14 protein-coding genes are annotated in these 14,191 nt (G+C 73.0%); 7 read left to right on the forward strand and 7 right to left on the reverse strand.

What is annotated here, in order from left to right; all coding sequences use genetic code 11:
* The 5 genes from E1293_RS34750 to E1293_RS34770 all read right to left on the reverse strand — a co-directional run.
* A partial coding sequence (locus E1293_RS34750) for a serine/threonine-protein kinase (RefSeq protein ID WP_132202257.1) occupies positions 1–631 on the reverse strand: 631 nt, incomplete at its 3' end.
* Between the two features lie 19 nt (positions 632–650).
* Positions 651–1,442 (reverse strand): putative hydro-lyase, encoded by a 792-nt coding sequence (locus E1293_RS34755; RefSeq protein WP_132202259.1) that lies wholly within the window; start codon positions 1,440–1,442, stop codon positions 651–653.
* Positions 1,439–2,329, reverse strand: a complete 891-nt coding sequence (locus E1293_RS34760; protein ID WP_132202261.1) for a 5-oxoprolinase subunit C family protein — start codon at positions 2,327–2,329, stop codon at positions 1,439–1,441. Before E1293_RS34760 ends, E1293_RS34755 begins: the two co-directional genes overlap by 4 nt.
* Positions 2,326–2,934 carry a 5-oxoprolinase subunit B family protein gene (locus tag E1293_RS34765; protein ID WP_132202263.1) on the reverse strand — a complete coding sequence of 203 codons (609 nt, stop codon included), beginning with the start codon at positions 2,932–2,934 and terminating at the stop codon, positions 2,326–2,328. The genes E1293_RS34760 and E1293_RS34765 overlap by 4 nt, the downstream gene beginning before the upstream one ends.
* A gap of 7 nt (positions 2,935–2,941) precedes the next feature.
* Positions 2,942–4,171 carry an NRAMP family divalent metal transporter gene (locus E1293_RS34770; RefSeq protein WP_132202265.1) on the reverse strand — a complete coding sequence of 410 codons (1,230 nt, stop codon included), beginning with the start codon at positions 4,169–4,171 and terminating at the stop codon, positions 2,942–2,944.
* 159 nt (positions 4,172–4,330) lie between these two features.
* On the opposite strand from E1293_RS34770, the gene E1293_RS34775 reads away from it, so the two are divergent.
* Positions 4,331–5,026 (forward strand): GntR family transcriptional regulator, encoded by a 696-nt coding sequence (locus tag E1293_RS34775; RefSeq protein ID WP_132202267.1) that lies wholly within the window; start codon positions 4,331–4,333, stop codon positions 5,024–5,026.
* A 9-nt stretch (positions 5,027–5,035) separates the two neighbouring features.
* Here the strand turns inward: E1293_RS34775 and E1293_RS34780 are convergent, their stop codons facing one another.
* A complete protein-coding gene (locus E1293_RS34780; RefSeq protein WP_243716976.1) occupies positions 5,036–5,668 on the reverse strand; it encodes a GntR family transcriptional regulator in 633 nt (210 codons plus the stop codon).
* A 133-nt stretch (positions 5,669–5,801) separates the two neighbouring features.
* Here E1293_RS34780 and pdhA point away from each other — a divergent pair, with 133 nt between their 5' ends.
* The 3 genes from pdhA to E1293_RS34795 are packed head-to-tail and all read left to right on the forward strand — an operon-like array spanning position 5,802 to position 9,187.
* Complete coding sequence (gene pdhA, locus E1293_RS34785; protein ID WP_132202271.1) at positions 5,802–6,899, forward strand: pyruvate dehydrogenase (acetyl-transferring) E1 component subunit alpha; 1,098 nt, start codon at positions 5,802–5,804, stop codon at positions 6,897–6,899.
* A 12-nt stretch (positions 6,900–6,911) separates the two neighbouring features.
* Positions 6,912–7,925, forward strand: a complete 1,014-nt coding sequence (locus E1293_RS34790; RefSeq protein WP_132202273.1) for an alpha-ketoacid dehydrogenase subunit beta — start codon at positions 6,912–6,914, stop codon at positions 7,923–7,925.
* Positions 7,922–9,187 (forward strand): dihydrolipoamide acetyltransferase family protein, encoded by a 1,266-nt coding sequence (locus E1293_RS34795; protein ID WP_132202275.1) that lies wholly within the window; start codon positions 7,922–7,924, stop codon positions 9,185–9,187. Before E1293_RS34790 ends, E1293_RS34795 begins: the two co-directional genes overlap by 4 nt.
* 3 nt (positions 9,188–9,190) lie before the next feature.
* Here E1293_RS34795 and E1293_RS34800 read toward each other — a convergent pair whose 3' ends face one another.
* Positions 9,191–9,976: an SDR family NAD(P)-dependent oxidoreductase gene (locus tag E1293_RS34800; RefSeq protein WP_132202277.1), complete on the reverse strand. Its 786-nt coding sequence runs from the start codon at positions 9,974–9,976 to the stop codon at positions 9,191–9,193.
* 287 nt (positions 9,977–10,263) lie between these two features.
* On the opposite strand from E1293_RS34800, the gene E1293_RS34805 reads away from it, so the two are divergent.
* From E1293_RS34805 to E1293_RS34815, 3 genes are all read left to right on the forward strand, one after another.
* Positions 10,264–11,814 carry a DUF4331 domain-containing protein gene (locus E1293_RS34805; protein WP_132202279.1) on the forward strand — a complete coding sequence of 517 codons (1,551 nt, stop codon included), beginning with the start codon at positions 10,264–10,266 and terminating at the stop codon, positions 11,812–11,814.
* Entirely contained in the window at positions 11,814–13,031 is a 1,218-nt protein-coding gene (locus tag E1293_RS34810) for a tetratricopeptide repeat protein (RefSeq protein WP_132202281.1), read from the forward strand. The genes E1293_RS34805 and E1293_RS34810 overlap by 1 nt, the downstream gene beginning before the upstream one ends.
* On the forward strand, positions 13,028–14,191 hold a 1,164-nt coding region (locus E1293_RS34815), incomplete at its 3' end, for a sulfite exporter TauE/SafE family protein (protein WP_132202283.1). The genes E1293_RS34810 and E1293_RS34815, both read left to right, overlap by 4 nt.

Below are 14,191 nucleotides of genomic sequence, written 5' to 3' on the forward strand. Positions count from 1 at the left end.
GCGCACCGGTCAGGCACTCGTGGAGGACCACGCCCAGGGAGTAGATGTCGGCCGCGGGGGTCGGGGACGTGCCCGTCAGCAGCTCGGGCGCCACGTAGGCGGGAGTACCGAGGACCGGGCCGCCGGATGTCCCGGTGAAGGCGATGCCGAAGTCCAGGACCTTCACGCCGACCGCGGTGAGGAAGACGTTCGCGGGCTTGATGTCGCGGTGGACGATGCCCGCGGCATGGGCGGCGGCCAGGGCGTCCGCGATGCGCGCGCAGATTCCGGCCGCCTCGCGCCACGGCAGCGGGCCCCGCGCGAGCCGCGTCGCCAGGGTCTCCCCGTCCAGCAGCTCCATGACCACGTAGGGGATGTGGCCGGGCCAGCCCACCGGGCCGGCTTCGTGCTCGCCGTAGTCGTAGACACCGGTGATGTTCGGGTGGGTGAGGGCCGCGGCGGCCTGCGCCTCCTGGCGGAGCCGCCGCGCGAACTCCTCGGGCCGGCCCTCGTTCGGCACCTTGACGGCGACGGCGCGGTCGAGGACGAGGTCGACGGCGCGCCATACCGTCGCCATGCCGCCCGTGCCCAGGGGGTGCTCCAGGCGGTAGCGCTCCCCGAGGCGGTCGCCCGGGGCGACGATGTCCGGCATGGACGCAGCCTATGCCGGATCAGGGCACGAGGTACCGGGTGTCGCGGACGTCCGTGATCGCCATGTGGCCGGGCGCGTGCCCGATGGCGAGCTTCGGGCGGGACGCCATCACGGCCGCCTGCGGGGTCACGCCGCACGCCCAGAACACGGGGATCTCGTCCACCCGCACGTCGACCGGGTCGCCGAAGTCGGGGGCGCCGAGGTCGTCGATGCCGAGTTCGACGGGGTCGCCGACGTGCACGGGCGCGCCGTGGACGGACGGGTACCGGGCCGTCACCCGGACGGCGTCGGCGACCTGCGCGGCCGGGACGGGACGCATCGACACCACGAGCGGGCCGCCGAACTCGCCGGCGCGGCGGCACATCCGGTTCGTCCGGTACATCGGGACGTTGCGGTTCTGCTCGATGTGCCGGACGGGGACGCCCGCCTCCTGCAGCGCGTCCTCGAAGGTGAAGCTGCACCCGATGAGGAACGAGACGAGGTCGTCGCGCCAGAACCCGGTCGCGTCGGACACCTCGGCGACCGGTTCGCCATGCTCGTAGACGACGTAGCCGGGCAGGTCGGTGCGCAGGTCGCCGGCGAACAGCGATGCGGACACCTCGCCGGGTTCGGTGACGTCCAGGACGGGGCACGGCTTGGGGTTGCGCTGCGCGAACAGCAGCAGGTCGTAGGCCTGCTCGCGGGGGACGGCGATGAGGTTCGCCTGCGTCCAGCCCGCGCACCAGCCGGAGGTGGGCACGCGCAGGCCGGCCCGGAACAGGGCCCTGGCCTGGTCCGGCGACAGGGCGCCCGGGTCGATGGGTGCGGTCATGGTGTCTCCTTTCCTAGGGGCGGCGCGGGATGCGGCCGGAAGCGGAGCCGCTGTCCGGGACGCGCCTGGGCGGCCCGTCCGATGTCATCGGCGGCGACGACCGCGATGACGGGGTAGCCGCCGGTGAGCGGATGGTCGGCGAGGAACAGCACGGGCTGCCCGGACGGCGGGACCTGCAGGGCGCCGGTGACCGTCCCCTCGCTGGGCAGTTCGCCGCGGTCCGCGTGGTTCAGGCCGGGACCGTCCAGGCGCATGCCTACCCGGTCGATCTCGCTGGTCACCGTGTAGGCGGCGGTGAAGAGGGTGCCGAGCGCGCCGGGGGCGAACCAGTCGTCGCGCGGGCCGGGCATCGCGCGCAGCTCGATGTCGCCGGAAGCCGGCGCGCGGACGGGCAGGACGTCCAGGAGCGGCGGGGCGGCGGGCGGCGGTCCGACGGGGAGCAGGTCGCCGGGCTTGAGCGGGGCGGGTCCGAGCCCGGCGAGCGTGTCGGTGGAGCGGGACCCGAGGACGGGCGGGACGGCGATCCCGCCGCGCACGGCCAGGTAGCTGCGGAGCCCGGAGGGCGGTGAGCCCATCCGGAGTTCGGCGCCGTCCGGGACGTGGAGGATCGAGCAGGGGGCCTCGGGACGACCGTCGACCAGCAGCGGGGCGGGTGCGCCGGTCACCGCCGCGAACACGCCGCCCCGGCAGCGGACGCGCAGCCCGCCGAACGTGACCTCGATGGCGGCTTCGCCCTCGGGGTTGCCGAGCAGCCGGTTGGCGAGCCGGAGCGAGCCCGGGTCCGCGGCGCCTGACACCCCCACGCCAAGCGCCGCGTGACCCGGACGACCTAGGTCCTGGACTGTCGCCAGGGGTCCTGTCCGGAGAACGTCCAGCCCCCGCTTCATGGTTCCCGCTGGACGAAACGGACCCGGACTCCCGGGCGGAGCAGGGCGGGCGGATCGCGGTCGAGGTCCCATAGGACGGCCTCCGTGCGTCCTATGAGCTGCCATCCGCCCGGGGATTCGACGGGGTAGGCGCCGCTGAAGCGTCCGGCCAGACCCACCGCGCCTGCGGGGACGCGGACGCGGGGGGTGGCGCGGCGGGGAACGTCCAGCCGGGGGTCGCCGCCCTCCAGGTAGCCGAAGCCGGGCGCGAACCCGGTGAACGCGACCCGCCACGGGGTGCCGGTGTGGGCGGCGACGACCCCGGCCGGGGTGAGTCCGGTGAGCCGGGCGACCTCGCCGAGGTCCGCGCCGTCGTAGACGACGGGGATCTCGGCGGTGCCGGCGGCGCCGTCCGCCTCCCCCGGCCGGGTGCCGCGCACCGTGGCGGCGATCGCGGCGGGGTCGGCGGACGGGTCGAGCAGCAGGGTCAGGGTGCGGGCCGCCGGGACGATGTCGGCGACACCGGGCGGCGGCGACGCGGTCAGCGCCGCGTACAGGCCGAGCATCTCCGGCAGGTCGGGCAGTTCGACCAGCAGGGCCGCGTCGCCGCTCGGGAGGATCCGCACCCCGGCCTCACTTCCACAGGTCGTCGAGCTCGGACAGGGCGTTCCAGCCCAGGTAGAGGGAGAGCAGCCAGGCGGCGACGCCGAGCACGAGCAGCCAGACCGGGTACCGGTAGCCGCCGAGCAGGTCGCGGCGGCGGCCCGCCGCGTACAGCAGCACGCCGAGCCCGAACGGGAGGATCAGCCCGTTCAGCGCGCCCGCGAAGATCAGCAGTTTTGCGGGGGCGGTGCCGATCATGAGGTAGATGGCGGCGGAGACGACGATGAACCCCACGACGATGCGGTTGCGGTACTTCTCGACGAAGGAGGAGAACGAGACCAGGAACGACACCGAGGTGTAGGACGCGCCGATCACCGAGGTGATCGCGGCCGACCACATGATCAGGCCGAAGAGCCGCATTCCCGCCTCGCCCGCCGCGTGCTCGAAGGCGGAGGCAGGGGCGTTCTCCTTGGCGAGGGTGACGCCGCCGGCGACGACGCCGAGGACGGCGAGGAACAGCAGCACGCGCATCACGCCGGTGACGAGGATGCCGATGACGGCGCTGCGGTTGATCTCGCGGACGTTCTCCCGCCCGGTCAGCCCGGACTCGATCATGCGGTGCGCGCCCGCGTAGGTGATGTAGCCGCCGACCGTCCCGCCGATCAGGGTGGTGATGATCAGGAAGTCGACGGTCCCGGGCGCGACGCTCTGCTTGAGCGCGTCGCCGAGGGGCGGGTCGGACACGAACGCCACGTACAGGGTCAGCAGGATCATCAGGGCGCCGAGCACGACCACGATCCGGTCCATCGCGACGCCGGCCCGCCTGATCAGGAAGATCGCGATGGCGACCAGCGCGGAGACCGCGCCGCCGATCTTGACGTCCAGGCCGAGGAGGGCGTTCAGGCCGAGCGCGGTGCCGGCGATGTTGCCGATGTTGAAGACCAGGCCGCCGAAGACGTCGAGGGCGGCGAGGGCGTAGCCGGCGCCGGGCACGACGCGGTTGCCGAGCTCCTGGGCGCGCATGCCGGACACGCCGACGACGCGCCACACGTTCAGCTGGATCGCGATGTCCACCAGCACGGACACGACGATCGCGAACGCGAAGGCGGCGCCGAGCTTGGCGGTGAAGACGGTGGTCTGGGTGATGAACCCGGGGCCGATGGCGCTGGTGGCCATCAGGAACATGGCGCCGATGAGCGCACCGCGGCGCGACGGGGTCGCTGGTGCCGGGGACTTGTCCAGGGTGGCTGGATCTGTCATGGGGCTGGCCCTTCCAGGCGTTCGGCTTTCCGTCAGAGTAGAGATTGTTCAACAATTCAGCAATCCCTATGTTGAGGTATTTTCCGCCGGGTGGGATACGCTTGCGTCGCACAACCCGTTCCGCGGCGGCGTCCCGCCGCGCCTTCCGGAAGGCGGCCGATGACGGTGCAGGAGCCGTGGCTCGACGAGATCGCGGCGGAGCGGCACGGCCTGGACCGGTCGAGCACCGCCGCCCGCATCGCCGACCTGCTCCGCGCCAAGATCACCGACGGCCGGCTGGTCCCCGGCGCGCGGCTGCCCGACAAGGAGCTCGCCAAGGCCATGGACGTCTCGCGCAACACGATGCGCGAGGCCTTCCAGATGCTCGTCAAGGACCGGCTGCTCGTGCACGAGTTCAACCGCGGGACGTTCGTGCGCCGCGTCCCCGCCGACGCCCTGGCCGACCTCTACCGGGTCAGGCGCCTGCTGGAGTGCGAGGCCGTGCGGAGCGCGCCGGACGCCCCCGAGGGCGCGCTCGGCCAGGTGGAGGCCGCCGTCCTGGACGGCGAGCGGGCCGCCGGGGCCGCGAAGTGGAAGGACGTCGGCACCGCCGACATCATGTTCCACAAGGCGATCGTCGCGCTGATGGACAGCCCGCGGGCGCAGGAGATGATCGAGCACCTGCTGGCCGAGATGCGCCTGGTCTTCCACGAGATGGGATCGCCGCGCGAGTTCCACGAGCCCTACCTTGCCCGCAACCGGCGCATCTACGACCTGCTGGCGCGGCGTGACTTCGGGGCGGCCGAACGGGAACTGCGCTCCTACCTCGACGACGCGGAAGAGCAGCTCACCAAGGCCTACCGCGAGCAGGAGTGATCTTCGCCCCTACGGGGCGTAGTTCATGACGTGGTCGTGCAGCAGCTGCGGCGCCCGCGGGTCGCCGCGCCGGAACGCCTCGATCAGCTCCGCGTGCTCGGCCGACTTGGAGTAGATCTCCGTGTGGTGCAGGCGGAGGGACAGGGTCGTCCACAGCTCGATGCCGAGCCCCTCCCACACCGAGACGAGCAGCCGGTTCCCGGCGGTCTCGACGATCTCGCGGTGGAAGGCGATGCTGAGCCGCATCTGCTCGTGCAGGTCGCCGTCCTTGGCGGCCTCGCCGAGCCGGCGGTTGTGCTCCTCCAGCGCGTCCAGGCAGCCGGCGAGGCGGGGCAGCGCCTGCTCCACGGCCGTCCGCTCCAGCCCGGCGCGGACGGGGAAGATCTCGGCGAGGTCCCGCTCGGTGAACTCGCGGACGCGGGCGCCCCGGTTCGGCAGCGACTCGATCAGCCGCTGCGCCTCCAGCTGGCGCAGCGCCTCCCGGACGGGCCCCTGGCTGACGCCGAGCTCGGCGGCGATCCTGCGCTCGACGATGCGCTCACCCGGCTCCCACCGGCCCGAGCTGATGCCCTCCACGATGAACTCGCGGATCTGGTCGGCGAGTCCGGTGCGGAGCAGCTGGGCTGGGATCGGCGCGTTCACGAAATTACATGTTAGACGTCGCGTCGGTAAGTGAGCCTTGACGGGTAGAATATGATCGATCATAGATCAATGATGATCGGTGGCTCGTCGTGGCGATCCTACGGCGTCACCCCGAGGCAGAGGAAGATCGCCGATGACCGAAACCGTCCAGGCCGCCCCGGCGCGCAACCGGCGGACGAGCGGCACCAAGACGTCACGGCGGGGCGGCGCCGCGAAGCCGGCGGCGGACGCCGAGACGCTCGTCGGCTACTACCGGCAGATGCTGCTGATCAGGCGGTTCGAGGAGCGGGCCGCCCGCGCCTATACCGAGGCGAAGATCGGCGGGTACTGCCACCTGAACCTCGGCGAGGAGGCCACGGTCGTCGGGCTGATGGCCGCGCTGCGTCCTGCCGACTACCTGTTCACGAACTACCGCGAGCACGGCTACGCCCTCTCCAAGGGGATCAGCGCGGACCGTGTCATGGCCGAGCTGTACGGGCGCTCGACCGGCGTGTCCAAGGGCTGGGGCGGGTCGATGCACCTGTTCGACGCCGAGGCGCGGCTGCTCGGCGGGTACGGCATCGTCGGCGGCCAGGTGCCGCTCGCCGCCGGCGCGGCGCTCGCCGTCTCCTACAAGGGCGGCGACGAGGTCGTCATGTGCCACATGGGCGACGGGACGACCGCCATCGGCGCGTTCCACGAGTCGCTGAACATCGCCGGCCTCTGGGACCTCCCGGTCGTCTTCGTCGTGATCAACAATGGCCTCGGCATGGGCACGACCGTGGAGCACTCCGCCGCCGAGCCCGAGCTGTACCGGCGCGGCGCCGCGTACCGGATGGAGAGCGCCCGGGTGGACGGCACCGACGTCCTCGCGGTCCGCGACGCCGCCCGCACCGCCGTCGAGCGCGCCCGCGCCGAGAGCAAGCCCTACCTGCTGGAGACCACGAGCCCGCGGCTGAAGGGTCACTCGGTCGTCGACCCGGCCCGCTACCGGTCCAAGGAGGAGAAGGAGGCCCTCAAGGCCGCCGACCCCCTCGCCCGGATGGCGCTCGAACTGGAGGAGGCCGGGATCCTCTCCCACGACGACCGCGACAAGCTGGACGCGGAGGTGACCGCCGAGATCGACGCCGCCGCCGCGTTCGCCGACCAGAGCCCGTCCCCCGACGTGTCCACGCTGTTCGACTACACCTACGCCACCCCCGTCCCCGGCGAGCTGCGCCGGCTCCCCGCCGACCCCGTATTCGGTTCCTGAGAGGCATCCCCCATGGCAAACGTGACCTACCGCCAGGCCCTCCGGGACACCCTCCGCGCCGAGATGCTGCGGGACGAGAACGTCTTCCTGATGGGCGAGGAGATCGGGCTCTTCGAGGGCTCCTACAAGATCACCGAAGGGCTGCTGAAGGAGTTCGGGCCGCGCCGCGTCAAGGACACCCCGATCGCCGAGGAGGGCTTCGTCGGCGCCGCGATCGGCGCCGCCATGCTGGGCCTGCGCCCGGTCGTGGAGATCATGACGATCAACTTCTCGCTGCTCGCGCTGGACCAGATCGTCAACCACGCCGCGAAGATCTACGGCATGTTCGGCGGGCAGGCCAGCGTGCCGATGGTGATCCGCACGCCGGGCGGCGGCGGGCAGCAGCTCGGCGCCACCCACTCGCAGAACGTCGAGCTGTTCTACTCCTTCATCCCGGGGCTGAAGGTCGTCGCGCCGAGCACGCCCGCCGAGGCGTCGGCGATGCTGAAGGCCGCGATCCGCGACGACGACCCGGTGCTGTTCCTGGAGAACCTCGCCCTCTACAACACCAAGGGCGAGCTGCCCGCCGCGGTCGAGGACATCGAGCCCGCCGAGATCGGCCGCGCCGCCGTCACCCGCCCCGGCACCGACATCACGATCATCGGCTACTCCCGGATGGCGCGGGTCGCCGCCGAGGTCGCCGAGACCCTCGCCGCCGAGGGCGTGTCCGCGGAGGTCGTCGACCTGCGCAGCCTGCGCCCGCTCGACCGGGCGACGATCGTGGAGTCGGTCCGCAGGACGGGCTCCGCCGTGGTCGCCGAGGACGACTGGCTCACCTACGGCATCGGCGCCGAGATCGCCGCGACGATCCAGGAGGGCGCGTTCGACTGGCTGGACGCCCCGGTCCGGCGCGTCGCGATGGCCGAGGTGCCGCTGCCCTACGCCAAGTCCCTGGAGACGGCGGCGCTGCCGTCCGCCGAATCCCTGCTCACCGCCGTCCGCGACACGCTCCGCGCGACCGGCCGCACCCTGGAGCCCGCCCGATGACCGAGATCTTCATGCCGCGCCTCTCCGACACGATGGAGGAGGGCGTCATCAGCTCCTGGCAGAAGCAGCCGGGGGACGAGGTCGCGGTCGGCGACGTCATCGTCGACATCGAGACCGACAAGGCGGTCATGGAGTACGAGGCCTACGAGGCCGGCGTGCTGGAGAAGATCCTCGTCGGGGAGGGCGAGTCGGCCGCGATCGGCGCCCCGATCGCCGTGGTCGCCCCGGCGGGCGGCACCAAGCCCGCGCCCGCCGCTGCCGAACCCGCGCCCGCGCCCGCGGCCGCCGCCGAGCCCGCGCCGGTCGCGGAGCCCGCGCCCGCGCCGGTAACGCAGGCACCCGTTTCCGCGCCGCAGCGTCCGGCCGCGTCCCGGCCGCCGTCGTCGCCGCTGGCGCGCCGGCTGGCCCGCGACCACGGCATCGACCTGGGCACGCTGACCGGCTCCGGGCCTGGTGGACGGATCGTCCGCGCCGACATCGAGGCCGCCGTCCGCGCCGGTGCGCCCGCCGCCCCGGCCCCTGCACCGTCGGCGGCGCCCGTCCAGGCGGCTCCGGCCCAGGCACAATCCGTCGAGGACCCGGACGTCGAAGCCGTCCCGCTGAACCGGTTCCGCAAGGTCGCGGCCAAGCGGCTGACCGAGAGCAAGCGCGAGGCGCCGCACTTCTACCTGAACCGCGAGGTGGACGCCGAGGCGCTGCTGGCGTTCCGGGCGACGCTGAACGAGGCGCTCGCCCCGGCGAAGGTCAGCGTGAACGACCTGGTCGTGAAGGCGGTCGCGACCGCGCTGCGCGAGCACCCGGCGGTGAACGTGTCCTACACCCCGGAGAACCTGCTCTTCCACAAGCGCATCCACGTCGGCGTCGCGGTGGCGGTCGAGGACGGCCTGCTCGTCCCCGTCATCAAGGACGCCGACCGCAAGAGCGTCTCGCAGATCGGCCAGGAGACCCGGGAACTGGCGGGCAAGGCGCGTGACGGAAAGCTGTCCGCCCAGGAGATGAGCGGCGGGACGTTCAGCGTCAGCAACCTCGGGATGTTCGGCGTCGACTCGTTCTCCGCGGTGATCAACCCGCCGGAGGCGGCGATCCTCGCGGTCGGCGCCGTCCGGGACGAGCCGGTCGTCCGCGACGGGCTGGTCGTCCCCGGCAAGCGCATGGCGGTGACCCTGTCGGTCGACCACCGCGCCACCGACGGCGCGACGGGCGCGAAGTTCCTCGCCCGGCTCGCCGAGCTGCTGGAGAACCCGCTGTTGATCGTCGCCTGACGGTCACAGCATGACGCGGCCTCCGGCGACGTCGACCGTGAGGCCGGTCAGCCAGGCGGACTGGCCGGACGCGAGGAAGAGCGCGGCGCCCGCGACGTCGCCCGGCTCCCCCAGCCGGCCGAGCGGGTGCGACGCGGCGACCGTCTCCTGGATCTCCGGGGACATGTACCGGGCGGTGCGCTCGGTGCGGATCGTGCCCGGGGCGACGCAGTTGACCCGGACACCGTCCGCGCCGACCTCGGCGGCGGCGTGCCGGGTGAGCGCCTGGACGCCCGCCTTCGCGGCCTCGTAGGCGACCACCGCGCCCCACGGGTTGCCCAGCTCGCGGCCGCCGCCGCCCGGCAGGTTCGTCGGCATCCGGCCGGCCGAGGACGACATCGTGATGATCGAGCCGGCCTTCCGCTCCTGCATGCCGGGCAGGAAGCTCTTCAGCGTGAGGAAGGTCGCGGTGAGGTTGCCGTCGAGGACCGAACGCCACTCGTCCTCGGTCAGCGCGGCGGTCGGGCCCGGCCGGGCGATGCCGCCTCCGGCGAAGGCGCACAGGACGCCGGCCGGTCCGAGCTCGTCCTCGATCCGGTGACGCGCCGCCTCGATCGCGGCCAGGTCGGTCACGTCGGCGGCCACTCCGATTCCGCCGGTCTCTTCGGCGACCTCGTCGAGCGCTGCTTGGTCGCGTCCGATGGCGGCGACCTTGGCGCCCTCGGCGGCGAACGCGCGGGCGGTGCCGGCGCCGATGCCGCGCGACCCGCCGGTGACGACGACGACCGTTCCGTTGAGCTCGGGATACATGGGCACTCCTTGGCGTGGATGCGTTCGCGCGGTGCTTGTCCGCCCGATTCTGAGTGAGCGCTCACTCATTGTCAAGCATCGCCGGGACGTCGGCCACGGCGGTTTGGTTCAGAAGAGTCCGTATCCGGTCAGGAGGCGGAGCCGACCAATCAGATCGCGCGCGGCGCCCGAAGAATCCGCGGGCATGGCGAAGAGACCGGTCGATCCGGCGTCGCGGCAGACCTGGCCCAGCGCCATGGAACGGCGCCGCCGCGGCGGGCATCCGGAGACCGGCGAGGGGTTCCACGATGCCGACACTCCACACGTCCCGGACGCGCGCCGGGGCACTGGCCGCCGCGGCGGGCCTGCTGCTCGCGGGCGGGTTCGCCGGGCTCGCGCCGAGGCAGGGCAGCGCGTCCAGCCACCGCGAGGCGCCGCTCATCTCCGGGCAGCCGCAGTACGACAACACCGACGTGTACGCGTTCGTCAGCCCGGACAAGCCGGACACGACGACGCTGATCGCGAACTTCATCCCGTTCCAGGACCCGGCGGGCGGGCCCAACTTCTACAAGTTCGCGCGGGACGCCCGCTACGACCTGAACGTCGACAACGACGGCGACTCGCTGCCCGACCTCACCTACCGCTTCCGGTTCCACGACCGGCTGAAGAACGCGAACACGTTCCTCTACAACACCGGGCCGGTGACGAGCCTGGACGACCCGGACCTCAACTTCACCCAGACCTACGACCTGACGCTGATCCGGCGGGTGGACGGCCAGGTGCACGGCACCCGCAAGCTCGCCGAAGGGGTGCCGGTCGCGCCGTCCAACGTGGGCAAGGCGTCCATGCCCGACTACGCGAAGCTGCGGGGGCAGGCGGTCAGGCCGCTCGGGAACGGGGCGACCACGTTCGCGGGGCAGGCCGACGACTCCTTCTTCCTCGACCTGCGGGTGTTCGACCTGCTGTACGGCGCGAACCTGAAGGAGGTCGGCAACGACACGCTGAGCGGCTACAACGTCAACACGGTCGCGCTGCAGATCCCGACGAAGCACCTGGTCAAGGGGCACGACCCGGTGATCGGGGTGAACTCGGCGGTGTCGAGGCTCACCGCGTCCGGCGAGTACGCGCAGGTGTCGCGGCTCGGCAGCCCGCTGGTGAACGAGGTCGTCATCCCGCGCGGGCGCAAGGACACCTTCAACGCGTCCACGCCCTGGCAGGACGCCCAGTTCGCCGGGTTCGTCACCGATCCTGAACTGCCGAAGCTGATCGAGAAGATCTACAAGATCCCCGCGCCGCCCGGGCCGCGCAAGGACCTCGTCCAGGCGTTCCTCACGGGCGTGCCGGGACTGAACCGGCCGGCGAACGTCCGGCCGGCGGAGCTGCTGCGGCTGAACACCTCGGTCGCGCCGGCCGCGAAGCCGGACCGGCTCGGCGTGCTCGGCGGCGACAAGGCGGGCTTCCCGAACGGGCGGCGGCTCACCGACGACGTCGTCGACATCGAACTGCAGGCCGTCGAGGGCGAGCTGCTCGGCACGAAGAACGACCTCGGCGACGCGGTCAACGCCAACGACGCCGGATTCGGGAAGGCGTTCCCGTACGTGGCGCAGCCCCATTCGGGGTCGGACGTGCGGGGCGGCGCAAAGCCCGGGGCGAAGGCGTCCGGCGCGGCGAAGACGAAGAGCGGCAAGACCGTGAACCTCCTCAACGCGGGCGCGACCGAGAGCACGTCGGACGACGGCGGGTCCGGGATCCTGTCCGCACTGCCGGCTGCGGCCCTGGCGGGCGCGGGCGCGGTCCTGCTGACCGGCGGGCTGCTGTGGTGGCGCAGGCGCCCCGCGATGAAACGGCGCCACGGCTGATGCGATCCCTTCTCACCGGGGTCTCGGCCGCCGGGCTGGCCGCGGCGCTGACGCTCGGATCGGCGGTCCTGTTCGGCCGCCCGTCCGCGGCGCCGGCCGCGGCCGGCCCCGCCGGGGCCCCGGGCTCCGGCATCGCCGGCCTGCAGCAGCGGCTCCGCGACCAGCCGCACGACGCCGACGGCTGGGCTTCGCTCGGGGGCGCGTACGTGGAGCAGGCCCGGCTGACCAGCGACCCGACTCACTACCCGAAAGCCGACGACGTGCTGCACCACTCTCTGCGCGAGGCACCCGGGAACGACGGCGCGCTGGCCGGGCTCGGCGCGCTCGCGGCGGCACGGCACGACTTCCACGGGGCACTGCGGTACGCGGACCGGGCGATCGAGGCGAACCCCTACGGGCAGCGGGCCGCCGCCGTGCGCGTCGACGCGCTGGTCGAGCTGGGCCGCTACGACGACGCGCTGGCCACCGCCCGGCGCGCCGACTCCGTCCGTCCGGGCATCCCGATCTTCACGCGGCTCGCGTACGTGCGCGAGCTGCGCGGCGAGGTCCGGGAGGCGCGCCGCGTGCTGGGTCTGGCGCGAGCGTCGGCGACCGGGCCGGACGACCTCGCCTACATCGCCGTGCAGCTCGGCGAGCTGGCCTGGAACGATGGCGACCTCGCCTCGGCGGGACGCGAATACGCCGAGGCGCTGCGCCTCTCCCCCGGCTCCATGCCCGCGTTGGACGGACGGGCCCGCGTCCGGGCGGCGCAGGGCGACGTCAAGGGCGCGCTCACCGATCGGGCGGAGATCGTCCGGCGGCTGCCGCTCCCGCAGTACCTGACCGAGTACGGGGAGCTGCTGGAGTCGGCCGGACGTCGCGACGAGGCGAATCGCCAGTACGCGGTCGCCCTGGCATGGGCGCGGATCGCGAAGGCCAACGGTGTGGACGCCGATCTGGAGACCGCCCTGTTCGAGAGCGACCACGGCGATCCGAAGGCCGCACTGCGGGCGGCGCGGGCCGAGTACCAGCGGCGGTGCCCGGGAGCGGACGTCCGGCAGTGCAGCGTGCACGCGGCCGACGCGCTGGCCTGGGCTTTGCACGTCAACGGCAAGGACGCCCAGGCGCTGCGTTACGCCCGCCAGGCGACGGCGACGGGATACCGCCGCCCGCAGTTCCTCCGCCACCTCGACGTGATCGAGAAGAGCGCCCGCCACGACCAGGGAGGAAAGCCGTGATCGCGTTCGCGCTCGCCGCCGGGCTGCTCGCCGCGCACCCGCTGGGCAACTTCACCGTCAACCATTACGACGGCCTGGTCGCGGCCCCGCACGAGCTGCGGATCGACCACGTCGAGGACCTCGCCGAGATCCCCGCCGCGCAGGCCATGCCGGAGATCGACACCGACCATGACGGGCGTCCGTCCGGCGGCGAGCTGGCGGCCTGGGCAGGCGGATCCTGCCGGCGGGCCGCGACGTCGTTCCGCATCACCGTGGGCGGACGGACCGCCACCGCGTCCGTCGCGTCCTCCACCGCCACGGCGCCGCGCGGGCAGGCGGGGCTGCCGACACTGCGTCTCGAATGCCGGATCACCGCGCCCGCCGGGCCGGGGACGGTCTCGTTCCGGTCCGGCGGCGTGGACGGCCGGATCGGCTGGCGGGAGATCACCGCGCAGGGCGACCGGATGACGCTCGCCGCGTCCGACGCGCCGGAGACGTCCCGCAGCCGGCGCCTCACCGCCTACCCCGCGGACATGCTCTCCTCGCCGCTCGACCAGCGCTCGGCGACGTTCAAGGTGCGGGACGGCGGGCCGCCGCTCGCCACCCAGGCTTCCGGCGGCGGACCCGAGCGGCTGCTGCCGCACGGCACCGACGGGCTCACGCAACGGTTCACGTCCCTCGTCGCCCGCCACGACCTGACACCCGGCTTCGCCGCCCTGGCATTCCTGATCGCCCTGCTCCTCGGCGCCCTCCACGCCCTCGCCCCCGGCCACGGAAAGACGATCATGGCCGCGCACGCGATCGGCGAAGGCCGCCGACGGACGCGAGACGTCCTGGCACTGGGCCTGACGGTCACCCTCACCCACACCGCCGGCGTCCTGGCCCTCGGCTTGCTCGTGACGACCGGATCGCTGCTCGCCGTAGACACCCTGTTCCCCTGGCTAGGCGCAGCCGGCGGCCTCTTCGTCACGGTGGCAGGGGCCCTCCTACTGCGCCGTGCCCTCCGCAACCGCCACCACACCCACACCCACGCCCACGGCCCTGTCTCCCGACATGTGCATGCACACGGCGACGGTCACGAACCCGACGACGGTCATGGACATGGCCACGTCCACGGAAATGGCCGCGGTCACGGGCACGGGCACGAGAGCGCCGGTTCGGGGCGGGGCGGGGTCGTGTTG

The organism is Actinomadura darangshiensis (assembly GCF_004349235.1).
Taxonomy (GTDB): Bacteria; Actinomycetota; Actinomycetes; order Streptosporangiales; family Streptosporangiaceae; genus Spirillospora; species Spirillospora darangshiensis.